A 21028-nucleotide genomic window follows, 5' to 3' on the forward strand; every position below is an offset into this window, starting at 1 on the left:
CGGAAGACGCCTAGGCCTGACCCTCGTACGGCAGCAGGTCGGGCCGCTTCGGCGGCAGGCCGTCCCCGGAGGACCGGCCGGTCAGCCGGCGGCCTATCCAGGGGAGGAGGTACTGCCGGGCGAACCGCGCGTCGGCGACGCGGCGGGCGGCCCAGCCCGGAGGCGGTGTGGCCGGCATCGGCGTGTGCCACTCGGCGTCCTGCGGGTCGTGCCCGAGGCCCTGCCAGACCGCCTCCGCGACCCGCCGGTGGCCCTCCGCCGTCAGGTGCAGCCGGTCGATGTCCCACATCCGCGGGTCGCCGAGGGACGGGGCGCCGTACAGGTCGACGACCAGTGCGCCGTGCCGCTCCGCCAGCTCCTCGACATGCACGAACAGTTCCTCCATGCGCGGCCTGAACCGCTCCAGGACAGGCCCCTGCCGGCCCGGGCTGCGCATCAGCACCAGCTCCTTGCACGCGGGGGTCAGGCGCTCCACGGCCTCCGTCAGCAGGCCCTTCACGCGGCCCATGTCGCACTTGGGGCGCAGGGTGTCGTTGAGGCCGCCGACCAGGGTGATGACGTCGGCGCCCATCGCGACGGCCACCGGCACCTGCTCCTCGACGATCTGTCCGATCAGCTTGCCGCGCACCGCCAGGTTGGCGTACCGGAAACCGGGGGTGCGGGCGGCCATCCGCGCGGCGAGGAGGTCCGCCCAGCCCCGGTAGGAGCCGTCGGGCAGCAGGTCCGACATGCCCTCGGTGAAGGAGTCGCCGAGGGCGACCAGGCTGGTGTGTGTGGGATTCGTCTGCATGGCGACATAGATGGTAGCCCGAGTCCCATACCCGGCGGTCGGTCACCTCCGGCCCCGCCTCCGCGCCCTCACGCCCGCTGCCCGAACAGCTCCCGCAGCACGTCCTCCATGGTCACCAGACCGGACAGCCGTCCGTCGGAGCCGAGCACGGCCGCCAGATGCGTACGGGTGCCCCGCATCGCGGTGAGGACGTCGTCCAGCGGAGTCGCCTCCCGCACGCGCGCGATGGGCCGCATGTCGCCCAGCCGGAACGCCGTGTCCCGCGGCGAGGCGTCCAGCGCGTCCTTCACGTGCAGGTAACCGACGATCCGGCGCCCCTCGTCCACCACGGGGAACCGGGAGAACCCGGACTCCGCCGCCAGCCGCTCCAGCTCCTCCGGAGTGACGCCCACGCGCGCGTAGACGACCCGTTCCAGCGGCAGGACGACATCACGCACCGGACGGCGGCCCAGTTCCAGGGCGTCGTGCAGCCGCTCCAGGGCGCGGTCGTCGATGAGCCCGGCCTCACCGGCGTCCTTGACGATCTGGGCGAGCTGGGCGTCCGAGAAGGCCGCGGCGACCTCGTCCTTGGTCTCGATCCGCAGCAGCTTCAGCAGGCCGTTCGCGAAGGCGTTGATCGCGAAGATCACCGGGCGCAGCGCCCGGGCCAGCGTGACCAGCGGCGGCCCCAGCAGCAGCGCGCTGCGCACCGGTTCCGCGAGCGCGATGTTCTTCGGCACCATCTCGCCGAGCAGCATGTGCAGATAGGTCGCCGCCGCCAGCGCGATGACGAAGGACACCGCGTGTCCCGCGCCCTCGGGCACGCCCACCGCGTGGAACGCCGGCTCCAGCAGGTGGGCGATGGCGGGTTCGGCGACCACACCGAGGATCAGCGTGCACAGGGTGATGCCGAGCTGCGCGGCCGCCATCAGGGCAGACACGTGCTGGAGGCCCCACAGCACGCTCTTGGCACGCCGGTCGCCCTGCGCGCCCTTCGCGCCGCCTTCGAGGTACTGCTCGATCTGGGAGCGGCGTACGGAGATCAGCGCGAACTCCGCGCCGACGAAGAACGCGTTGACGACGAGGGTCGCCAGTGCGATCAGCAACTGGACGGCGATCACTTCCCGGCCTCCTGTTCAAAACCCTCGGACGGGGCGAGCGGCGCGTGCAGCAGCACGCGCGCGGCCCGCCGGCCCGAGGCGTCCACCACGTCCATGCGCCAGCCCGCGACCTCCACGGTGTCGCCGACCGCCGGTATCCGGCCCAGCTCGGTGGCGAGCAGACCGGCGAGCGTCTCGTACGGCCCCTCGGGGGTGTGCAGGCCCACGCGCGCGAGCTGGTCGGTGCGGGCGGCGCCGTCGGCCGAGTAGAGCGTGCGGCCCTCGTCGTCCTTGCCGGCGGCGGCCAGGTCGGACGTCTCGTGCGGGTCGTGTTCGTCGCGGACCTCGCCGACGACCTCCTCGACGATGTCCTCCAGCGTCGCCACGCCCGCCGTGCCGCCGTACTCGTCGATGACCACGGCCATCGTCCGCTTGCCGGACAGCCGGTCCAGCAGCCGGTCCACGGTCAGCGACTCGGGCACGAGGAGCGGCTCACGCATGATCTCCGAGACGGGTACGCGCGGTCGGCGCTCCGCCGGGATCGCCAGTACGTCCTTGATGTGCGCGGTGCCCACCACCGAGTCGAGGTTGCCGCGGTACACGGGGAACCGGGACAAGCCCGTCGCCCGGGTCGCGTTCGCCACGTCCTCGCAGGTCGCCGCCGCGTCGAGGGCGATGACCTGGACGCGCGGGGTCATCACGTTCTCCGCGGTCAGATCGGCCAGGTTCAGCGTGCGCACGAACAGCTCCGCGGTGTCCGCCTCCAGGGCGCCCTCCCTCGCGGAGTGCCGGGCCAGGGCCGCGAGCTCCTGGGGGCCGCGCGCGGCGGCGAGTTCCTCGGTGGGCTCCACGCCGAAGCGGCGCACGATGCGGTTCGCGGTGTTGTTGAGATGGGTGATGAAGGGCCGGAAGGCGGCGCTGAACCAGCGCTGCGCGTTGCCCACGCGCTTGGCGACGGCCAGCGGGGAGGAGATCGCCCAGTTCTTGGGCACGAGTTCGCCGACGACCATCAGGAACACGGTCGACAGGGCCGTACCCAGCACCAGCGCGACGGAGCTCGACGTGGTGCTCGACAGGCCGAGCGACTCCAGCGGCCCGGCGATCAACTTGGCGATCGACGGCTCGGAGAGCATGCCGACCACGAGGTTGGTGACGGTGATGCCGAGCTGGGCGCCGGAGAGCTGGAAGGTGAGGTTCCGTACGGCCTTGAGCGCTCCGGGAGCGCCGCGCTCGCCGCGCTCCACCGCCCGTTCCAGTTCGCTGCGCTCGACCGTGGTCAGCGAGAACTCGGCGGCGACGAAGGCACCGCACGCGAGCGACAGCAGGATCGCCACCAGGAGCAGCAGGACTTCGGTCATCGGGTCACCTCCGTCCCATGATCGGACAGGGTGGGGAGGGACGCGCGGTGTCGCGTGGGGGTACTGGGAGGCTCGCCCATGGGCGGACGCTCACACCTTTCATGAAGTCATCGGGGGACCGTGCGGGTCGTCCGCACAGTCCCCCAATGGTAAAGGATCGGCAAAAGAGCCCTTCAGGGGCTCCGGTCAGTCGCTGAGCGGCTTCACCCAGCGCCGCCACTTCTCCTCGGGCGCGTACCCCGCAGCGCGCCAGGCATGATGCGCCGTTTCGTTTCGGGTGAGCACCATCGCGTCCCCGCGGCGTCCGCCCAGCCGCACGAACCGCTCCTCCGCGGCGGCCAGCAGCGCCGAGCCGATGCCCTGGCGGCGCTGGTCGGGGTGCACCGCCAGCCGGTACAGGTGGCACCGCCATCCGTCGAACCCGGCGATCACCGTCCCGGCCAGTTCACCATCCCGCTCGGCGAGGATCAGTGCCCCCGGATCGCGCGCGACCAGCCGCTCCACGCCGCTCCGGTCGTCGCTGATGCTCGTGCCCTCGGCGGAGGTCTTCCAGAAGGCCAGCACGGTGTCCAGGTCCTCGGGCCCGGCGGCCCGTATCCGCAGATCGCTCATAGAACGATCCCACCACGCGGGAAACCGGCCGGAACGCGAATTTCCAGCATGCGGACGCCCGCCGACGGCCCGCGGACGGCAAGCGGGTCCCGGTCGGCACCGTCACCGTCTCGGACGGCAGGGGGCCGGCACCCGGAGGGCAACCGTCCGGGCGGTCCCCGGACGGTGTTCGGCCGCCGCTCGGCGCACCGCCCGGCGATCACGGGCGCGGACACCCCGCCCGCGGTGTTCGCGCCCGTGATCGCCCTCGTGTCACTCGTGCGCGATCGCGGCCAGTACGTTCATCCGCGAGGCGCGCAGCGCGGGCAGCAGGGCCGCCACGACACCGACGACCGCGGAGCCCACCACGACCGCGACGATCGTGCCCCACGGGACGGCGAGGGCCTTCATGCCCTGCAACTCCAGGACCTGCTGTATGCACACGCCCCACACCAGCCCGAGCGCCAGGCCCAGCACCGCGCCGAAGACCGCGATCACGACCGACTCCAGCCGGATCATCCGGCGCAACTGCCGCCGGCCCAGCCCGATGGCGCGCAGCAGTCCGATCTCCCGGGTCCGCTCCACCACCGACAGCGCCAGGGTGTTGACCACACCGAGCACCGCGATGACGATCGCGAGCCCGAGCAGGGCGTACACCAGGTAGAGCAGCACGGCGATCTGGTCGTGCACCAGCTTCTTGTAGTCGGCCTGGTCACGCGCCTGTACCTGCGGATACGCGTCGAGCGTCTTCTCCAGGCGGGGCCGCAGCTGGTCGCCGCCGGTCCCGGAGGCCGCGTTCACGTACAGCGCCGAGTCCTGCCCGCCGGGCACGTACTTCTCGACGGTGGCGATCCCGAGGAACAGCCCGCCCTGCATGCCGAACCCGTCGCCGCCGTCCTGGTCGGTGAGCGCGCCGACCTTCAGCGACGTGGTCCGCTTCCCGGGGAACTCCACCGGCAGCACACTGCCCAGCCGTACCCCGTGGTCCTTGGCGAAGTCGACGTCCATGCCGATGGCGCCGTCGGCCAGCGCGGCCGCCGTGTCGCCCTGCGCGTAGGTGATGTGCGCGACGTCGTCGACCTGGTCGTCGTAACCGGAGGCGGTCGTCTCGACGCGTTTGCCGTCGGGCAGCCGTACGGCGAGCGGCGCGAACCGCTGCCGTACGACGAGGCCGACGCCCTCGGTGTCGCGTACCGCGTCCGTGACCTCTTGGGAGAACGGCGTGAAGTTGGCGTTCTGGACGACGAAGTCGGCGCCCAGCGTCTTGTCGATCTGCTCGTCGAAGGACTTGGACATCGACGCGCTCGCCACCGACATCCCGCCGACCAGGGCGAGACCCACCATCAACGCGGCCGCCGTGGCGCCGGTACGGCGCGGGTTGCGCAGGGCGTTGCGCTGGCTCATCCGGCCCACCGAGCCGAACAGCGCGGGGAAGGCGCCGCCGAGCACGCGGATCACCGGGCGGACCAGCAGGGGCCCCGCGATGACGGTGGCGATGAGCGTGAGTACGACACCCAGGCCCAGCAGGGATGCCGCGGACGCCGTCTTCGAGGAGCTCACACAGCCGGCGAGCGCCGCGACGCCCAGCGCGCCGACGACCGCGCCGACCACCGCGCGCACCTTCAGCGGCCGCCCCACCCCGGCGATGTCCGCGTCCGCGAGGGCCGCCATCGGCGAGACGGTCGCGGCGCGCCGGGCCGGGAGGTAGGCCGCCACGAAGGTGACGCCGACGCCGACGACGTACGCCGACACCGGGGTCGCCCAGCCGACGGCCATCTCCGTGGTCTTCAGGTTCATGCCGAACGCGCTCATGAGCTTGATCAGCCCGGCCGCCAGACCGATGCCTGCGGCGAGGCCGACCGTGGAGCCCACGACACCGAGCAGTACCGCCTCCGTGAGCACCGAGCGGCGCACCTGGCGGCGGTCGGCGCCCAGGGCACGCAGCAGGCCCAGCTCGCGCGTGCGCTGGGCGATCAGCATCGAGAACGTGTTGACGATCAGGAACACACCGACCAGGACGGCGATCCCGGCGAAGCCGAGCATCACGTACTTGATCACGTCGAGGAACCCGCCCAGCGCCTCCGCCGACGACTTCGCCTGCTCGTCCGCGGTCTTCACGTCGTAGGGCCCGGCACCGATCGCGGCGCTGACGCGCCGCTCGAGGACCGGGTCGCTCACGCCCTGCGCCGCGTCGACGGAGATGCTCGTGGCCTTGTCCGGCGATCCCAGGAGCTGGTCGGAGGCCGTCTTCGGGTCGAGGAAGACCAGGGCCGCGCCCGGGTTGGTGGTGGTGAAGGTGGCGATGCCGACGATCTTCACCTTGAACGAGCCCGGCTGGGCCATCACGGTGAGTGTGTCGCCGATCTTCACGTGCTTCTTGTCGGCGGTGTCGGCGTCGAGCATGGCCTCGCCCGCGCCCTGCGGGGCGTGGCCGGAGGTCAGCTTCACCGGGCTGCGGTCGGTGACGTACCAGTCGGTGGCGATGGTCGGCGCGCCGGTGGTCGGCCCGACGGACTGGTTCTCGCCGTCCACGACCGTGATGTTCTCCACGCTCACGTCCGCGTGGGTCGACGCGACCCCGTCGACGCGGGCCACCTCCTCGGCGAGGGAGGCGGGCACGGTCTGCACCGCGCCGGTCGGCACGGACGCCTTGAGGTCGTCGCTGGGCTCGACCGTCACATCCGCCGACGTGGACGCGAAGAGCCGGTCGAAGGTGCGGGTGACCGTGTCGGAGAAGATCAGGCTGCCCGAGACGAACGCCACGGACAGGACGACGGCGAGCGCGGACAGCAGCAGCCGTCCCTTGTGCGCGAGGAAACTTCTGAGGGTGGCTTTCAGCACCGGATCACTTCTCCTTGGCGTCGGTGCCGTGGTCGGTCCCTTGGGCGGTTCCGTGGGCGTCGGCGGCCGGGATGCCGGCGCCGCCGCTCTCGCCGTCGGACTGGGCGCGGATCCCGTCGAAGCGCTTCATGCGCTCCAGCACCGCGTCCGCCGTCGGCCGCTCCATCTCGTCCACGATCCGCCCGTCCGCCAGGAAGAGCACCAGGTCGGAGTGGGCGGCGGCACCCGGGTCATGGGTGACCATGACGACGGTCTGACCCAGCTGGTCGACGGCCTCCCGCAGGAACGCGAGGACCTCGAGCCCGGCGCGCGAGTCCAGGTTGCCGGTCGGCTCGTCGGCGAAGATCAGCTCGGGACGGGAGGCGAGTGCCCGGGCGCAGGCCACGCGCTGCTGCTGGCCGCCGGACAGCTGCGACGGCCGGTGCTTCAGCCGGTCCCGCAGGCCGAGCGTGTCGATCACCTGGTCCAGCCACTTCTGGTCGGGCTTCTGCCCCGCGATGTCCATGGGCAGGGTGATGTTCTCGGCGGCGTTCAGCGTCGGGATCAGGTTGAACGACTGGAACATGAACCCGATCCGGTCCCGTCGCAGCCGGGTCAGCTCCCGGTCCTTCAGTCCCGTGATCTCGGTGTCGCCGATCCACACCTGACCGGCCGACACCGTGTCGAGGCCCGCCAGGCAGTGCATCAGGGTCGACTTGCCGGAACCGGACGGGCCCATGACGGCGGTGAAGCGGCCGCGCGCGATGTTCACGTCCACCGAATCCAGGGCGAGCACCGTGGTCTCGCCCGAGCCGTACGCCTTGGTCAGACCGCGGGCGCGGGCCGCGATCCCGCCGGCCGAGGCCAAGCCGGGGGCGTGCTCCGCAGCAGGTGTGGACAAGGCTGTCTCCTCGTTTGTGTGGACGTGCCGATCGCGTGGTGATGTGTCTGCCCGGCCGAGCGTAGTGTGACCCGGCGCACACCCGGTATTCCTTTTCACCTCCCGGCCGCCCTTGCCGTTGCTAGCGGCACGGCGCTAGCGTCGAGGTATGGCGAAGACCCAGCTGAACGTACGCGTCGACGAGGGCACGGCCCGCGCCGCCCGCGAGCGCGCCACGGCCCGCGGCATGAGCGTCAACCGCTATATAGAAGAGCTGGTCAGACAGGATGCCGGCGAAGTCGGCCACACGTTCGTCGAGGCCGCCAGCGACTTCATGAAGCAGTACGAGGCCGTGTTCGCGGAAGAGTTCGGCGCCGACCGCGAGGGCGGCACGCGCGAAGGTCGCCGCTGATCCCTTGAGCGACCTCCGCATCGATCTCGCCTGGCTTCTCATGCTCGCCGAACAGAAGACCCCGGGGGACCCGCAGGTCACCGACTGGGGGGCACTGGTGGCGGCCGTGGCGCGCCACCAGGCCGAGATATTCGACGTCCCCGTCTACGACGACGCGCCGTCCCGCGCCGCGGCGCTGCTCCAGCTCCTCATCCACGTTCCCGCGCTGGAGCGCTCCAACGCCCTGTTCGCCTGCGCCGTCGCGTACGCCTATCTCGTCGCCAGCGGTCTGAAGGTCGCCACCTCTCCCGAACAGGTCCGCGACCTGGCCCGGCTGGTCAAGACCGGGGAGGCGTCGGTGTCCGACATCGCGCGGGAACTGCGCCAGTGGAGCCTATGAGGGGCGCCGGGCCCTGCCGAGAACGCAGTACGAGGCGGGGAATCTCGGGCCCTTCTCCGGCACGCACAGCCGGCGGTACGGGCCCGGCTCGAACCCTGCCTCGCGCAGGGCGTCGAGGGTGTCCCGGGTGAGGTGACAGCCGCCGGCCAGGGTCGGCCACACCGTGCGGTCCAGCGCGCGCTGCGTGAACCGCATCGCCGGACCACCGCCGGGACCGTGCTCGAAGAACCTCAGCTCACCGCCGGGCCGCAGCACCCGCCGCAGCTCCCCGAGCGCGCGGGGCACGTCCCGCACGCTGCACAGCACCAGCGAGAGCACCGCTCCGTCGAAGGCCTCGCTCTTCACCGGCAGCGCCTCCGCCACGGCCGGCACGACATCGACCGGCACCTCCGCGCGCCGGGCCGCCTCCAGCGCCAGCGTGCGCAGGTGGCGCTCCGGCTCGATCGCGACGACTTCCGAGACGGCGGCAGGGTAGTGGGCGAAATTCAGTCCGTTGCCCGCGCCGATCTCGATGATCCGTCCGGACAGCCCCGTGAGCAGCTGATCGCGTACGGGGGCCAGGCCGCCGCGGGTCTCGGCGGCCGTGCCGAGCCGGGCGTAGAACCGGGCGAACAACGGGTGGTGGACGGCGTCACCGGGCACCTTGACGGAGCCGCTACGGCGCAGGGGCATGGCGACCTCCCGGGCTGGACGGGCCTACCGGGATTCTCCCCCGTGCAGGCCCGCCGCACCCACGCTGTCGCGCTGCTCGTTTGTCCGACGGTCTACTGGACGAAGTCGCGCACCTGCTCGTACACCCCGGAGTCGTTGTTGATGTCCGTGTGCGAGATGCATCCGACGCCGACGTTGGTGGCCCCGCTGAGCAGCGCCGAGGAGTCCGGGTCGATGGCCGAGTCGCAGTTCGACCAGTAGGTCGCGTAGCTCACGCTGCCCGGGGTCTCGTCACCGGAGTTGAGCGCGGTGAGGAACGAACTGCCGGTGACCATCTCGGCGCAGGAGGTGTAGAGCCAGCTGCACCACGAGGCGACCGACGTCCCGTGGTTGGTGCCCGCGACGGAGACGAAGTCGTCCACGTACGCGGTACCGCCGAGGTTCTTGAGGTAGTAGCGGGAGCTCAGCGCGCCCATGGAGTGGATGACGACGTCGACCTTGGACGCGCCGGTTCTCGCCAGCACGTTCTTGATCTCGGTGGCCAGTTGGGAGGCGGTCGTGGCGTTCGACTGGGACCAGCTGTAGGTCCAGGCGTCCAGTTCGGCGGCCGTGTAGCCGTCGGCCTTGAAGTCCGCGACCCAGTCGTCCCAGCTGCTGGAGGAACTGCTGATGCCGTGCACGAAGACGATCGGGTTGTGGGTCGCGGCGTGGGCTGTGGGGGCGGAGAACGAGAGTGACAGAAGGAGCGAAGAGACCACGGCCGAGAAAGCCGCGGCGATGCGACGCTTGTGGCGCTGCATGATGCCTCCTGAAACGTGTGGGGTTGCCAGGAGTGTCCGGCGGGTCTACGCGCGCCGCATCGGTGAAATCGCCAGTCTTTACGGTTCAAGTAACCCGCCAGTAACGTCACTTGTGTGGTGACACGAGTGAACCCCCCGTCTGCGGACCGCACTTCGCCACCGGCGCCGCCGGACGCGGGCCCGCGCCCGGCCCCGGCGCTGTCCGAAGGCGTCCGTGTGCGCGTGCTGCGCCTCGTATACGGCGACCCGTGCGCCGCCGCCGAACTCGTCGCACGGCTGACCGAACGGCAGGCGGCCGGCCTCGACCCGCTGCCGGCCGAACCCGCCGACCTCGCCCCCGAGACGCTGCGCGCCCACCGCCACGAGATCCGCGCGCTGCCCGACGGCACCCGGCTGGTGCTCCTGCTGGCGGCCGCCGACCAGTACCCGGTGGCCACCCACGCCTTCTTGCGGGCCGTCGCCGCCGCCCGCCTCGACACCCGGCCCCTCGAAGCGGCGGAGGCGGCCGGGATCGCCCACGCCACGGCCGGCGGGGTCGGCTTCCGCGACGCCTGGACCCGGATCGCCGCGTACGAGACGGCCGCACCGGCCGACCGGCGCGACGCCCACCGGCTGCTCGCCCGCGTCCTGCACGGCGCGGCGGAGACACCCCGGCGGTCCTGGCACCGGGGCGCGGGCGCACTCGGGCCCAGCGCGCGGCTCGCCGCGGAACTCACGGCGGCCGCCGCCCGGGCGCGCGCCGCCGGCGACCCGGCGCTCTCGGGCGCCCTCGCCGAACGCGCCGCCGCGCTCTGCACGGACCCGGGCGAGAGGTCCCGGCTCCTCGCCCACGCGGCGACCGACGCCTGGCACCGCGGTGACGGCGACCGGTCCCGCGCCCTCGCCGCCCGCACCGACGCCGACGCCCTCACCGGCATCCTCGCCCTGCGGACCGGGCACGCGGGGGAGGCGTTCGACGCGCTGCTGGCCGGGGCGGTACGTGCGGCCGGGCCGCGGCTCGCGCCCGGTGACCCGCCCCCGGGACGGGCCGGCTCCACGGCCCGTCCCGCCGCCTCCTCCGTCACCTCCCCGGTCGCCTCGCACGAGCCGGTCGCCTCGCACGAGTCCGGCGAGGCGGCGGGCTCCGTCCCCGCCGCCCCCGTCGCCCACCTCCTGGCCCGAGCCGCCGAGGCCGCCGTCTACACCGGTGATCTGCGCCGATGCCGTGAAGCGGCCCTCGTCGCAGGGCAGTCGGGCATCGACCCGCCCGGTGTGCTCGGCGGGATCGCCGCGGCCGTCGACGGGCGGTACGAGGACGCGCGCAACCTGCTGGAGGCCACCGCCGGACGGTGCGGTCCGGGCGGCGACCCCACCCTCCTTCTGCACGCGGGGATCGCAGCCCTGATGCTCGGCGACCACACCCGCGCCGCCACCGCCACGGTCCGGTCGGCCGCCGCAGCCCGCGCCCGGGGCGTCACCGCCGCCGTGTCCCAGGCCATGGAGTTCCGCGCCTACGCCGACTTCTGGACCGGCCGCCCACGCGCCGCCGAGGCCGCCGCGCTGGACGCCCTGCGGCAGGCGTACGCCACCGGACAGGACAACGGCGCCTGCCATCTGCAGGCCGCCCTCGCGATGTTCGCCGCGCTCACCGGCGACGAGGCCCTGTGCCGGGAGCGGGCAGCGGCCGCCCGCTCCTACGCCCTCGCCCACGCCCTGGGCCTGCCCGCCGCCCTGGCGCAGTGGGCGCTCGCCTTCCTCGACCTCGGCTCCGGCCGCTTCGACGCCGCCGCGGCCCGGCTGCGCGCCCTCGCCGCCTCGGGTCCGGGCCACGGCCACCGGGCCATCCGCCACCTGGCCACCCCGCACTATGTCGAGGCCGCCGTCCGCACCGGCGAGACCCGCGTGGCGCGCGCCGCGCACGCCGACTACGACCGCTGGGCCCGCGCCGTCGGCAGCGCCGACGACCTGGCCCTCAGCGCCCGCTGCCGAGCCCTGCTCACGCCGGGCGCCGACGCCGTCGAGCACTACCGCACGGCCCTCCGGTTGCACGCCGAAGGAACCCGAGCCTTCGAACGGGCCCGCACCGAACTGCTGTTCGGCAGTGCACTGCGCAGGCTGCGCCGACGCACCGAGGCCCGCGACCGGCTGCACAGCGCGATGGAGGCGTTCGAGTCCTTCGACGCCCCGCACTGCGCCGAGAGCGCCCGCGCCGAACTGCGCGCGCTGGGCGCCCCGGCGGCCCCCGGTCGCGGCGACCGGCGCCCGACGGTCCACCTGACCGCCCAGCAGCTGCTGGTCGCCCGGATGGCGGCCGACGGCGCCACGAACCGCGAGATCGCCGCCCGCCTCGCCCTCAGCCCCCGCACCATCGACCACCATCTGCGAGGCGTCTTCACCCGCCTAGGCATCCGCTCCCGCATCGAACTCGTCCGGCTGCTCGCGGACGCGGACGGCGGTTAGACCCCGGAACCGGTCCGCTGCCGGAAGGCCTCCGCCTCCCACGTCCCGTCCAGCCGCGGAGCCAGCCAACCGGGCGCCACGGTACGGAAATCGCCGGGCGCGAGAGCGCCGGCACCCGACGGCAGCGCCCCCAGCAGCGGGGCCCCGGCCACCTCCGGAAGATCCGCGACATTGCAACGCGAGGCCAGATCAGGGGAGTCGGGCCAGCTGCCGATCACAACCCCCAGCAACTCCACGCCGCGACGCCGCAGTTCACGAGCCGTCAGTTCCGTCGTGTTCAGCGTACCGAGGCCCGCCGAGGCCACCACCAGCACCGGCGCCCGCAGCAGCTGCGCCACGTCGGCCAGCGTCCCGCCCGCCTCGTCGAACCGTACGAGCAGCCCGCCCGCCCCCTCGACGAGCACCAGGTCGTGCCCGGCGGCCAGTTTCTGCGCCGCCTCCGCCACGTCCTGCGGCCGCACCGCAGCCAGGCCCGCCCTGCGCGCCGCCGTCGCCGGAGCCAACGGCTCGGGAAAACGGGCCACTTCGGCGGTCGTCACCGTGCCCGCGAGCCTGGCCACCTCGTCGGCGTCACCGGACTCGTCCGCCCGTACGCCGGTCTGCGCGGCCTTGAGGACGGCCACCGTCCGCCCCGCCGCGAGCGCCGACGCGGCGACCGCGGCCGTCGTGACGGTCTTGCCGACCTCCGTGCCCGTCCCCGTGATCACCAGGATCGGCATGTTCATCCCTCCCGCGCCGCGGCACACACCGCGCGCGCGATCCGTGCCACGTCCGCGTCACCGGTGACGTACGGCGGCATCGTGTAGATCAGGTCGCGGAACGGCCGCAGCCAGACACCCTCGCGCACCGCGGCCCGGGTGGCGGCCGTCATGTCCACCGGGTGGTCGAGCTGGACGACACCGATCGCGCCGAGGACCCGGACGTCCCGGACGCCCGGGATCTCCGCCGCGGCGGCGAGGCCGTCCCGCAGCCCCGACTCGATCCGTTTGACCTCGGCGAGCCAGTCCTGTCCGAGCAGCAGCTCGATCGAGGCACAGGCGACCGCCGCGGCGAGCGGGTTGCCCATGAACGTCGGCCCGTGGGCCAGCACCGGCACCTCGCCCCGCGAGATCCCGTCGGCCACCCGGGACGTGCACAGCGTCGCCGCCATCGTCAGATAGCCGCCGGTCAACGCCTTGCCGACGCACATCACATCCGGTGTCACCGCGGCGTGCTCCGCCGCGAACAGCGCGCCCGTGCGTCCGAACCCGGTCGCGATCTCGTCGAACACCAGCAGCACGTCGTGCGCGTCGCACGCCTCGCGCAGCACCCGCAGATAGCCGGGGGAGTGGAACCGCATCCCGCCCGCGCCCTGCACCACCGGCTCCACGATGACCGCGGCCAGTTCGTCGGCGTACCGCCCGATCGTCTCGCGCAACAGGTCGGCGTACGCCTCCTCGAACTCCACCGGAGGCGGGTCAACGAAGACCTGCCGGGGCAGCACCCCGGTCCACAGGTCGTGCATCCCGCCCTCGGGATCGCACACGGACATCGGCTGCCAGGTGTCGCCGTGGTAACCGCCGCGCCAGGTCAGCAGGCGTCGCTTGGCCGGGCGGCCCAGCGAGCGCCAGTACTGGAGGCACATCTTCACCGCGACCTCGACCGACACCGAGCCGGAGTCGGCGAGGAACACATGTTCCAGACCGTCGGGCGACATGTCGACAAGGAGCTTCGCCAGCCGTACGGCGGGCTCGTGGGTGAGCCCGCCGAACATCACATGACTCATCCGGCCCAGCTGCTCGCGCACGGCCTCGTTGAGCACCGGGTGGTTGTAGCCGTGGATCGCCGACCACCAGGACGCCATGCCGTCGACCAGATCGCCCGAGCCGTCCGCCGGCCGCAGCCGTACCCCGCTCGCCGACTCCACGACGAGCGGTTCGCCCCGGCCGGGCATCGGACCGTACGGATGCCACACATGGCGCCGGTCGAGCTCCAGCAGCTCGGGCACCCCGAGCCGGTCCGGCTCAGGCATTGGGCGCGAGATCGGTACCGGCGCCACGCCGGCGCACGGCGACCAGGTCCGTACGGGCCTCGCCGACCGCCGCGACCGGGGCCGCGGCCGGAGTCGACGCCGGAGCGGACGCCGGGGCGGAGCCGCACACACCGCCGCCGGTGTGCGAGCCGCAGCCCGCGTCCCCGTGCGAACCGCACCCGGAGTCCTCGTGCGAGCCGCAGCCACCGCCCTCGTGGGAACCGCAGCCCCCGGCCGCCGCCGTCGCACGGTGCTCGGGCAGGGTGACCTGTTCCGCGCCCTCCACCTCGAATCCCGCGTCCGCGATCATCTCCAGGTCGGCCTTGCCTGCCTGGCCCTCGGTCGTGAGGTAGTCGCCCAGGAAGATCGAGTTGGCCAGGTGCAGGGCGAGCGGCTGCATCGTGCGCAGATGGACCTCGCGGCCGCCCGCGATGCGCACCTCGACGTCCGGGCACACGAACCGCACCATCGCCAGGATGCGCAGACAGCGCTGCGGGGTGAGGTTCCACTCCTTGGCGAGCGGGGTGCCCTCGACCGGGATGAGGAAGTTCACCGGAACGGAGTCCGGGTCCAGCTCGCGCAGCGAGAAGACGACGTCCACCAGGTCCTCGTCGGACTCGCCCATGCCGGCGATCAGGCCCGAGCACGCCGACAGACCCGCCGCGTGCGCCTTCTGCACCGTGTCCACCCGGTCGGCGTACGTGTGCGTGGTCGTGATCTCCCCGTACGTGCCCTCGGACGTGTTCAGGTTGTGGTTGTAGGCGTCGGCGCCCGCCTCGCGCAGCCGTTCGGCCTGGCCGTCGGAGAGCAGACCCAGACAGGCGCAGACCTCGACGCCCTCGTTCTGGTCCTTGATCGCCTTGATGGTGCCGGCGACCCGGTCGACGTCGCGGTCCGTCGGACCACGCCCGGACGCCACCAGACAGACCCGCTTGGCCCCGCCGGCCAGCCCGGCAGCCGCCGCCTGCGAGGCCTCTTCCGGCTTGAGCCAGGTGTACTTCAGGATCCCGGCCGTGGAGCCGAGCCGCTGGGAGCAGTAGGAGCAGTCCTCGGGGCACAGCCCCGACTTGAGGTTGACGAGGTAGTTGAGTTTCACCCGTCGCCCGAACCACTGCCGGCGCACCCGGCCGGCCGCGGCCACCACGTCCAGCACGTCGTCGTCGGAAGTGGCCAGCACGGCCAACGCTTCCTCGCGGGTCGGCAGCTCGCGCCGAAGCCCCTTGTCCACCAGCGTGTTCAGCAGGTCCATGAGAGCCGATCCTGTCCTACGCACCCGCTCCGGGCCAAGGTAGGGATCACACAACACACCGGGTTCGACGTGTGGGTATTGCCACACCGTGGGTGGGCGGTCGGGCCGCTAGTGTCTGTCCGCTACCTACAAAAGCCCGGAGGACCCATGGCGTTCGGCTGGATCGACGAGCAGGCGGAGCTGCGGCGCCGGGCCGGACTCGTACGGACACTGAGGCCCCGCCCGGCCGACTCGCCGCTCCTCGACCTGGCGAGCAACGACTACCTGGGCCTCGCCCGCCACCCCGAGGTCACGGAGGGGGCCGCGGCGGCCGCCAGGACCTGGGGAGGCGGCGCCACCGGCTCCCGGCTCGTCACGGGCACGACCGAGCTGCACGGAGAGTTGGAGCGGGAGCTCGCCGAGCACTGCGGCTTCGAGGCGGCCCTCGTCTTCTCCTCCGGATACGCGGCCAACCTCGCCGCGGTCACCGCGCTGGCCCCGCACGGTTCGCTGATCGTCTCCGACGCGGGCAACCACGCCTCGCTCATCGACGGCTGCCGGCTGGCCCGCGGCACCACCCAGGTCGTCGGGCACGCCGACCCGGACGCGGTGCGCAAGGCGCTCGGCACCCACGACGGCCCGGCCGTGGCCGTCTCCGACACGGTCTTCTCCGTCGACGGCGACGCCGCCCCGCTGGCCGCCCTGGCGGCCGCCTGCCGGGAGTACGGCGCCGGACTGGTCGTCGACGACGCCCACGGGCTCGGTGTGCTGGGGGACGGCGGCCAGGGCGCTCCGTACGCGTCCGGTCTGGCGGGCGCCGACGACGTCGTCGTCACGGTCACGCTGTCCAAGTCGCTGGGCAGCCAGGGCGGCGCCGTGCTGGGGCCCGCGCGGGTGATCGAGCATCTGGTGAACGCGGCCCGGACGTTCATCTTCGACACGGGCCTGGCCCCGGCGGCGGCGGGGGCGGCGCTGGCCGCCCTGAGGCTGCTGCGCCGGGAGCCGCAGCGCGCGGCACGCGCGCGTGCGGTGGCGGGCGAGCTGCACGCGCGCCTGACGGCCGCGGGCCTGGCAGCGGTGCGTCCGGACGCCGCGGTCGTCTCCGTGCGTGCGCCGTCCCCGGAGGGGGCCGTGCGCTGGGCGGCGGACTGCCGGTCGGCAGGCCTGGCCGTGGGCTGCTTCCGTCCTCCCTCCGTGCCCGACGGCATCTCACGCCTCAGGCTGACCGCGCGTGCGGACCTCTCCGGGGCCGAGCTGGAACGCGCTGTACGGGTGATCGGCGAAACACGACCATGAGTCGGCGTGACACGGCCGTGGACCGCCTCTGACTACTGCGGTGCGGTCAGCGGACCGGCGCGACCTTCGAGAACACGGCGGTGAAGCCCGACCAGCTCTCGGGGGAGAAGAGCAGGGCGGGTCCGGCCGGGTCCTTGGAGTCGCGAACGGCGAGCAGGCCGGCCCAGGGGCCGGAGGCCGGCCGGGCCGTCTCCACACAGTTGTTCGCTCCCGTGCTGTAGCTGCTGCGCAGCCATCGCACATCAGGGAGTCGGTCGGGATCGGTACTGGAAGGTACGTTCCGCGGTGGTGCGGACATGGTGCCTCCTTACGCGCCGTCGGCTATCGCGGCGATGTAATCCGATGAGTCCCCGGGCGAAAGGGCATGCGCCCGAAGGGCGTTGAAGGCCTCGGTGTAGGCCTGGAGGTCTTCTTTCCGTTCGAGATAGAGGCTACTCGTCAAGTGGTCGAGAACAACCACATCCAGATCAGAAGTGCGCGAAAATGAGAAGATAACGAAAGGGCCGGTTACCCCGATATGCGCTCCGGCGGCGAACGGCAGTACCTGGAGCCGAACTTGGGGCAATCGGGCGGCTTCCACGAGCCGACCGAGCTGTCGTGCCATCACCTCGGGCCCGCCCACCTCCCTTCGCAGCACCGCCTCGTCCAGTACGGCGCTCAGTTCCAGCGGCGGCTGCGCGCGCAGCACGTCCTGGCGGGCCAGCCGCACCTCCACCAGGGTGTCGAGCTGATCCTCGGCGCCGCGCTCCACGGATGCCCTGGTCACCGCGCGCGCGTACTCGGGCGTCTGCAACAGCCCCGGTACCACCGTCGTCTCCAGGGTGCGCATCGCACTCGCCTGCGACTCCAGACTGATGAAGTCCCGGTAGGTGGGCGGCAGCACCCCGCGGTAGGCGTGCCACCAGTGGTCCCGGCCGCCACTGCCGTCGTCGCCCGCCAACGCCAACATCAGCTCCCGCAGTTGCGGATCCGCCACACCATAGGTGTCGAGGAGTAACCGCACATCGGCCGGTTTCGATCCACTGATACCGGTCTCGATGCGGCTCACCTTGGACTGGTGCCAGCCCACGAGCCGGGCCGCCTCACCACTGGTGAGGCCCGCCTGGGCGCGCAGATTGCGCAGTTCGGCGCCCAGCTTCCGGCGGCGCACCGCGGGACCGTGCTGCATGGGCTCCTCCTTACTCCTATCGGGCCGACCAAATACGCTCTGCCGTCGCAGAGTTCACCGCATTGGGCGACAGATATATGCATATCTCGGTGGATCCCACCCGTGACCGGCGCGGTAATGGCAGTCTGGCGAAGAAGCACCAGTCCGGGACCGTACTCGAACCATCCGCACCGTGTCGGGCTCCCGGTCCCGTGGGAAAGGGTCGACGTCGCCATGGCAGATCACCTGGAAGCATCCGTCACTCTGCCGAGCGATCCCGCCTCGGTCTACGCTGCTCGCGTATTCGTGGCGGGCGCCCTCGGGGAGTGGGGTCTGCCGGCGGACGCGGAGCTGGCCGACGCCATCCGGCTGATCGTCTCGGAACTCGCCACCAACGCCGTACAGCACACCTTCGGCCAGTCACCCACCTTCACGGTGGACCTGGCCCTCGACCGTGACGAACACCTGCGCGTCGGGGTCACCGACAGCCACCCGCGCTTCCCCAAACGACTGCCGGCCGCCGTCCAGCAGGACAACGGCCGAGGCATGGTGATCATTCGATGGCTGACCGCGGAGTGCGGCGGCAGGCTGAGAGTGCGGCCCACCCGGGAGGGCGGCAAGACGGTCACCGTCGAGCTCCCGTGGGCCGTCCCGGCGGCGGAGCCGGTGGCCGGCGCCCTGGCGGCCCCGGCGGAGGGTGAGCTCCCGGGGCGGTGAAGGCGTGTCAGGACGCCCCCACCACCCCGGGAAACCAGCCCGTGACCCGGCCAGGCCCTAGCGGACCCGCCCGTACCAGACGCTCTTGGTCCAGATCTTCTGGAGCTTCACCACGTCGCCGGTCTTGGGCGAGTGCCAGATCTTGCCCTTACCCGCGTAGATCCCGACGTGGTAGACGTTCGAGCCCGAGTGGAAGAACACGAGGTCGCCTGCCTTGCGGCTCGACGCCTTGATGTGCTTCGTCTTGTTGTACTGCTGGGACGCCGTCCGCGGCAGGCTCTTGCCCGCCTTCTTGAACGAGTACAGCGTGAGCCCGGAGCAGTCGAACCTCTTCGGCCCGGTGGCCCCGTACTTGTACGGGGCACCCTTCTTGGAGGCCGCGATCTGGAGCGCCTTCGTCGCCGGTGTGGCGGCCGCGGCGTCGGGGGCGAGCCCCGGGACCACGACCGAGCCGCCCACGGCGGCGATGGCGAAAGCCGAGGCCGTACCGGCCCTGGCCATGAGCGACGGGACACGATTGAGCGCAGTCATGCGCAACCCTTCGTCAGCCGCCTGTGAAGGATGACCTGTCGGATTCGGGCTGGCGAAGTTGCCCGGCCGCTGCTGCGGCTTCACCCCAAGGGCTGCTCGGCCCGGTCATGGCGTGACCGTTCCGGCGACCCGTCGTGCTTGGGTCCTCCACTCCTGCCGATGCACTCCTGTCGACCGGTCATCCGGGCGGCGGCAGGACTCGGCGTCCGCCCGGACCGCCCCGCCTCTTGTGGCGGGGGCTTGTCGTCAGTCAGGGATCTTGGCTCACCGATGTCCGAAAATCCCAACGGAACCGGGGATTTGTGGGGTTACTCACCACTCACCCGTTCGGGTGGACACCCTGATGGGCGATCAGGTGTCAAGGCACCCCAGGGGCTCCCACCAGCGGTGGAGCCCGCTATTCCGCCCGAAGAGCGCCCTTTTGCGCAACCTCGCGGGGGTCGGGGGAGCAGTAGACGCTCCGCTGAACGGGGGTACCTCTTATGGGTCGTTTCAACTCCGGTCCGGTCGTCACGTCCTGGGCGCGAGCGGTCCGGACCGGAGGCGGGTCGCCCGGGTCAACTGTCGGAGAGCGGAGGCAGCGTGACACGCGCGGTACGGCGCTCCCCGTCCAGCACGCGCAGCGCCCGCGCGAGCGTCGGCGCGTGCAGCTCGCTCTCGCCCCGCTGGTGCATGAGCGTCAGCGCGTCGCGCAGCGCGGTCGCCTTGGTCACCAGCGCCTGGGCGGCGCGCAGTCCGCGGTAGGTGTCGCCGTGGTGGGCGGGATTGATCCGGCCGAGCATGTCGACCACGTCGAGATAACCGTCGATCAGCTCGGCCTCCGCGCGGGTCAGCGCGGGCAGTGGCGGCAGCTCGGGCACCATCGGCGGCTCACCTCCCGCCGGGCGCGCCGGCCGATGCCTTGCGGCTGGGGATGATCCCGTCCACCAGGCCGTACTCCACGGCCTCCTGGGCGGTGAGGAACCTGTCCCGCTCGATGTCAGCGGTCACCTGCTCCGGCGTCCGCCCGGTGTGCCGTACGAGCATCTCCTCCAGGCTGGCGCGGGTCCGGGCCAGCTCCTCGGCCTGGATCGCCAGGTCGCTCGCCTGTCCCTGGACGGGCTCGGGCAGGGACGGCTGGCGGATCGTCATCCGCGCGCCCGGCAGCGCGTACCGCTTGCCCGGCGTGCCCGCCGCCAGCAGCACCGCCGCGGACGAGCCCGCCTGGCCCAGGCAGGTGGTCTCCACGTCGCAGGTGACGTACCGGATCGTGTCGTAGAGGGCCGTCATCGCGCTGAAGGAGCCGCCGGGGGAGTTGATGTACAGCGCGATGTCCCGGTCCGGGTCCTTGTGCTCGAGGTACATGAACTGGGCCATCACGTCGTTCGCCGAGACGTCGTCGATCCGCGTCCCCAGGAAGACGATCCGTTCCTCCAGCAGCTTCGAGTACGGATCCATGGTCCGGTGCCCGAAGCTCGTGCGCTCGGTGAACTCGGGCAGGACATGGCGGGCGGACGGTCGGTTCATCGGAGCCCCTCCTTCTCCTCTCCGTAGGACGCCTTCTACGTCCGACGGGATCTGTAAAAAATGTACAGGATGTACGTGACGTTAGAATGGGGGTATGGCCTACGAGATTCCGGTGACGCAAGCCAGGGCTGAACTCGCCGACCTGATCAACCGCGTGGTGTACGGCGGTGAACGTGTCGTCGTGACACGCCACGGCAAGCCTCTCGTCGCCCTTGTCTCCGCCGCTGACCTGGAGCGACTCGACGAACTCGACAAGGCCGCGGAGGAGCCGGTGATCAGCTCGGTCACCACCGTGCGCGAGGTCGCGTCCGCTCCCCGCGAACAGCGCCGGTTCGGGGTCACGGCGGAGTACCGGGGCCCGAATCCGTCGTAGGGGGCACCGGCGGCGGGCAT

22 protein-coding genes and 1 riboswitch are annotated in these 21028 nt (G+C 72.1%); of the genes, 6 read left to right on the forward strand and 16 right to left on the reverse strand.

The annotated features are described in order from the left end of the window. Positions 1–10 precede the first annotated feature (10 nt). The 6 genes from OHU34_RS35770 to OHU34_RS35795 all read right to left on the reverse strand — a co-directional run bounded on the left by OHU34_RS35770 (position 11) and on the right by OHU34_RS35795 (position 7539). Positions 11–790 carry an SGNH/GDSL hydrolase family protein gene (locus OHU34_RS35770; RefSeq protein ID WP_230196529.1) on the reverse strand — a complete coding sequence of 260 codons (780 nt, stop codon included), beginning with the start codon at positions 788–790 and terminating at the stop codon, positions 11–13. 68 nt (positions 791–858) lie between these two features. After that, positions 859–1890, reverse strand: coding sequence for a hemolysin family protein (locus tag OHU34_RS35775; protein ID WP_142269197.1), 1032 nt, complete (start codon positions 1888–1890; stop codon positions 859–861). Continuing rightward, the gene (locus tag OHU34_RS35780; protein ID WP_405770192.1) at positions 1887–3227 is read right to left on the reverse strand and encodes a hemolysin family protein; all 1341 of its coding nucleotides are present in this window, start codon (positions 3225–3227) and stop codon (positions 1887–1889) included. The genes OHU34_RS35775 and OHU34_RS35780 overlap by 4 nt, the downstream gene beginning before the upstream one ends. 186 nt (positions 3228–3413) lie before the next feature. Then, positions 3414–3839 (reverse strand): GNAT family N-acetyltransferase, encoded by a 426-nt coding sequence (locus tag OHU34_RS35785; RefSeq protein ID WP_142269196.1) that lies wholly within the window; start codon positions 3837–3839, stop codon positions 3414–3416. A gap of 252 nt (positions 3840–4091) precedes the next feature. Continuing rightward, positions 4092–6659, reverse strand: coding sequence for an ABC transporter permease (locus tag OHU34_RS35790; protein ID WP_405770195.1), 2568 nt, complete (start codon positions 6657–6659; stop codon positions 4092–4094). A gap of 4 nt (positions 6660–6663) precedes the next feature. Then, positions 6664–7539, reverse strand: coding sequence for an ABC transporter ATP-binding protein (locus OHU34_RS35795; RefSeq protein ID WP_142269194.1), 876 nt, complete (start codon positions 7537–7539; stop codon positions 6664–6666). A 148-nt stretch (positions 7540–7687) separates the two neighbouring features. On the opposite strand from OHU34_RS35795, the gene OHU34_RS35800 reads away from it, so the two are divergent. Together OHU34_RS35800 and OHU34_RS35805 are read left to right on the forward strand one after the other, a co-directional pair. Continuing rightward, the gene (locus tag OHU34_RS35800) at positions 7688–7930 is read left to right on the forward strand and encodes a hypothetical protein (RefSeq protein WP_020131652.1); all 243 of its coding nucleotides are present in this window, start codon (positions 7688–7690) and stop codon (positions 7928–7930) included. 4 nt (positions 7931–7934) lie between these two features. After that, the gene (locus OHU34_RS35805; protein WP_142269193.1) at positions 7935–8309 is read left to right on the forward strand and encodes a fic family toxin-antitoxin system, toxin component; all 375 of its coding nucleotides are present in this window, start codon (positions 7935–7937) and stop codon (positions 8307–8309) included. On the opposite strand, the gene OHU34_RS35810 is transcribed toward OHU34_RS35805, so the two are convergent. Further along, positions 8304–8981 carry a class I SAM-dependent methyltransferase gene (locus OHU34_RS35810; protein ID WP_405770199.1) on the reverse strand — a complete coding sequence of 226 codons (678 nt, stop codon included), beginning with the start codon at positions 8979–8981 and terminating at the stop codon, positions 8304–8306. The genes OHU34_RS35805 and OHU34_RS35810 overlap by 6 nt on opposite strands. Positions 8982–9073: 92 nt before the next feature. Continuing rightward, positions 9074–9760: a triacylglycerol lipase gene (locus tag OHU34_RS35815; RefSeq protein ID WP_142269191.1), complete on the reverse strand. Its 687-nt coding sequence runs from the start codon at positions 9758–9760 to the stop codon at positions 9074–9076. 216 nt (positions 9761–9976) lie between these two features. On the opposite strand from OHU34_RS35815, the gene OHU34_RS35820 reads away from it, so the two are divergent. Next, a complete protein-coding gene (locus tag OHU34_RS35820; protein WP_405770202.1) occupies positions 9977–12199 on the forward strand; it encodes a LuxR C-terminal-related transcriptional regulator in 2223 nt (740 codons plus the stop codon). Here the strand turns inward: OHU34_RS35820 and bioD are convergent. The 3 genes from bioD to bioB are packed head-to-tail and all read right to left on the reverse strand — an operon-like array spanning position 12196 to position 15459. Next, on the reverse strand, positions 12196–12918 hold the full coding sequence (gene bioD, locus OHU34_RS35825; protein ID WP_405772481.1) for a dethiobiotin synthase: 723 nt from the start codon (positions 12916–12918) through the stop codon (positions 12196–12198). The genes OHU34_RS35820 and bioD overlap by 4 nt on opposite strands. A gap of 2 nt (positions 12919–12920) precedes the next feature. After that, positions 12921–14210 carry an adenosylmethionine--8-amino-7-oxononanoate transaminase gene (locus OHU34_RS35830; RefSeq protein ID WP_142269189.1) on the reverse strand — a complete coding sequence of 430 codons (1290 nt, stop codon included), beginning with the start codon at positions 14208–14210 and terminating at the stop codon, positions 12921–12923. Then, entirely contained in the window at positions 14203–15459 is a 1257-nt protein-coding gene (gene bioB, locus OHU34_RS35835; RefSeq protein WP_230196542.1) for a biotin synthase BioB, read from the reverse strand. Before bioB ends, OHU34_RS35830 begins: the two co-directional genes overlap by 8 nt. A gap of 147 nt (positions 15460–15606) precedes the next feature. Between bioB and OHU34_RS35840 the strand changes: the two genes are divergently transcribed. Next, on the forward strand, positions 15607–16734 hold the full coding sequence (locus OHU34_RS35840) for an 8-amino-7-oxononanoate synthase (RefSeq protein ID WP_142269187.1): 1128 nt from the start codon (positions 15607–15609) through the stop codon (positions 16732–16734). Positions 16735–16780: 46 nt separating this feature from the next. Here OHU34_RS35840 and OHU34_RS35845 read toward each other — a convergent pair whose 3' ends face one another. Further along, positions 16781–17032 (reverse strand): DUF397 domain-containing protein, encoded by a 252-nt coding sequence (locus OHU34_RS35845; protein ID WP_142269186.1) that lies wholly within the window; start codon positions 17030–17032, stop codon positions 16781–16783. A 9-nt stretch (positions 17033–17041) separates the two neighbouring features. After that, on the reverse strand, positions 17042–17902 hold the full coding sequence (locus OHU34_RS35850; RefSeq protein WP_405770207.1) for a helix-turn-helix domain-containing protein: 861 nt from the start codon (positions 17900–17902) through the stop codon (positions 17042–17044). 213 nt (positions 17903–18115) lie between these two features. On the opposite strand from OHU34_RS35850, the gene OHU34_RS35855 reads away from it, so the two are divergent. Continuing rightward, the gene (locus OHU34_RS35855; protein ID WP_142269184.1) at positions 18116–18598 is read left to right on the forward strand and encodes an ATP-binding protein; all 483 of its coding nucleotides are present in this window, start codon (positions 18116–18118) and stop codon (positions 18596–18598) included. 57 nt (positions 18599–18655) lie between these two features. Here the strand turns inward: OHU34_RS35855 and OHU34_RS35860 are convergent, their stop codons facing one another. The 3 genes from OHU34_RS35860 to OHU34_RS35870 all read right to left on the reverse strand — a co-directional run bounded on the left by OHU34_RS35860 (position 18656) and on the right by OHU34_RS35870 (position 20635). Continuing rightward, positions 18656–19129: a C40 family peptidase gene (locus tag OHU34_RS35860; protein ID WP_057601952.1), complete on the reverse strand. Its 474-nt coding sequence runs from the start codon at positions 19127–19129 to the stop codon at positions 18656–18658. Between the two features lie 3 nt (positions 19130–19132). Continuing rightward, a riboswitch (cyclic di-AMP (ydaO/yuaA leader) is annotated at positions 19133–19344 on the reverse strand. Between the two features lie 342 nt (positions 19345–19686). Beyond that, the gene (locus OHU34_RS35865) at positions 19687–19992 is read right to left on the reverse strand and encodes a hypothetical protein (protein WP_142269183.1); all 306 of its coding nucleotides are present in this window, start codon (positions 19990–19992) and stop codon (positions 19687–19689) included. A 7-nt stretch (positions 19993–19999) separates the two neighbouring features. Then, complete coding sequence (locus tag OHU34_RS35870; protein ID WP_142269182.1) at positions 20000–20635, reverse strand: ATP-dependent Clp protease proteolytic subunit; 636 nt, start codon at positions 20633–20635, stop codon at positions 20000–20002. Positions 20636–20729: 94 nt separating this feature from the next. Here OHU34_RS35870 and OHU34_RS35875 point away from each other — a divergent pair, with 94 nt between their 5' ends. Next, a complete protein-coding gene (locus OHU34_RS35875; protein WP_142269181.1) occupies positions 20730–21008 on the forward strand; it encodes a type II toxin-antitoxin system Phd/YefM family antitoxin in 279 nt (92 codons plus the stop codon). Positions 21009–21028 lie beyond the last annotated feature (20 nt).

Source organism: Streptomyces sp. NBC_00080 (assembly GCF_045041255.1).
Lineage (GTDB): Bacteria > Actinomycetota > Actinomycetes > Streptomycetales > Streptomycetaceae > Streptomyces > Streptomyces coriariae.

Coding starts and splice junctions, on each gene's coding strand:
- bioD (WP_405772481.1), bottom strand. CDS start 12,918: ATGCCGATCCTGGTGATCACGGGGACGGGCACGGAGGTCGGCAAGACC.
- OHU34_RS35830 (WP_142269189.1), bottom strand. CDS start 14,210: ATGCCTGAGCCGGACCGGCTCGGGGTGCCCGAGCTGCTGGAGCTCGAC.
- OHU34_RS35860 (WP_057601952.1), bottom strand. CDS start 19,129: ATGACTGCGCTCAATCGTGTCCCGTCGCTCATGGCCAGGGCCGGTACG.
- OHU34_RS35810 (WP_405770199.1), bottom strand. CDS start 8,981: ATGCCCCTGCGCCGTAGCGGCTCCGTCAAGGTGCCCGGTGACGCCGTC.
- OHU34_RS35850 (WP_405770207.1), bottom strand. CDS start 17,902: ATGCAGCACGGTCCCGCGGTGCGCCGCCGGAAGCTGGGCGCCGAACTG.
- OHU34_RS35870 (WP_142269182.1), bottom strand. CDS start 20,635: ATGAACCGACCGTCCGCCCGCCATGTCCTGCCCGAGTTCACCGAGCGC.
- OHU34_RS35840 (WP_142269187.1), top strand. CDS start 15,607: ATGGCGTTCGGCTGGATCGACGAGCAGGCGGAGCTGCGGCGCCGGGCC.
- OHU34_RS35780 (WP_405770192.1), bottom strand. CDS start 3,227: ATGACCGAAGTCCTGCTGCTCCTGGTGGCGATCCTGCTGTCGCTCGCG.
- OHU34_RS35845 (WP_142269186.1), bottom strand. CDS start 17,032: ATGTCCGCACCACCGCGGAACGTACCTTCCAGTACCGATCCCGACCGA.
- OHU34_RS35815 (WP_142269191.1), bottom strand. CDS start 9,760: ATGCAGCGCCACAAGCGTCGCATCGCCGCGGCTTTCTCGGCCGTGGTC.
- OHU34_RS35800 (WP_020131652.1), top strand. CDS start 7,688: ATGGCGAAGACCCAGCTGAACGTACGCGTCGACGAGGGCACGGCCCGC.
- OHU34_RS35770 (WP_230196529.1), bottom strand. CDS start 790: ATGCAGACGAATCCCACACACACCAGCCTGGTCGCCCTCGGCGACTCC.
- OHU34_RS35785 (WP_142269196.1), bottom strand. CDS start 3,839: ATGAGCGATCTGCGGATACGGGCCGCCGGGCCCGAGGACCTGGACACC.
- OHU34_RS35855 (WP_142269184.1), top strand. CDS start 18,116: ATGGCAGATCACCTGGAAGCATCCGTCACTCTGCCGAGCGATCCCGCC.
- OHU34_RS35875 (WP_142269181.1), top strand. CDS start 20,730: ATGGCCTACGAGATTCCGGTGACGCAAGCCAGGGCTGAACTCGCCGAC.
- OHU34_RS35865 (WP_142269183.1), bottom strand. CDS start 19,992: ATGGTGCCCGAGCTGCCGCCACTGCCCGCGCTGACCCGCGCGGAGGCC.
- bioB (WP_230196542.1), bottom strand. CDS start 15,459: ATGGACCTGCTGAACACGCTGGTGGACAAGGGGCTTCGGCGCGAGCTG.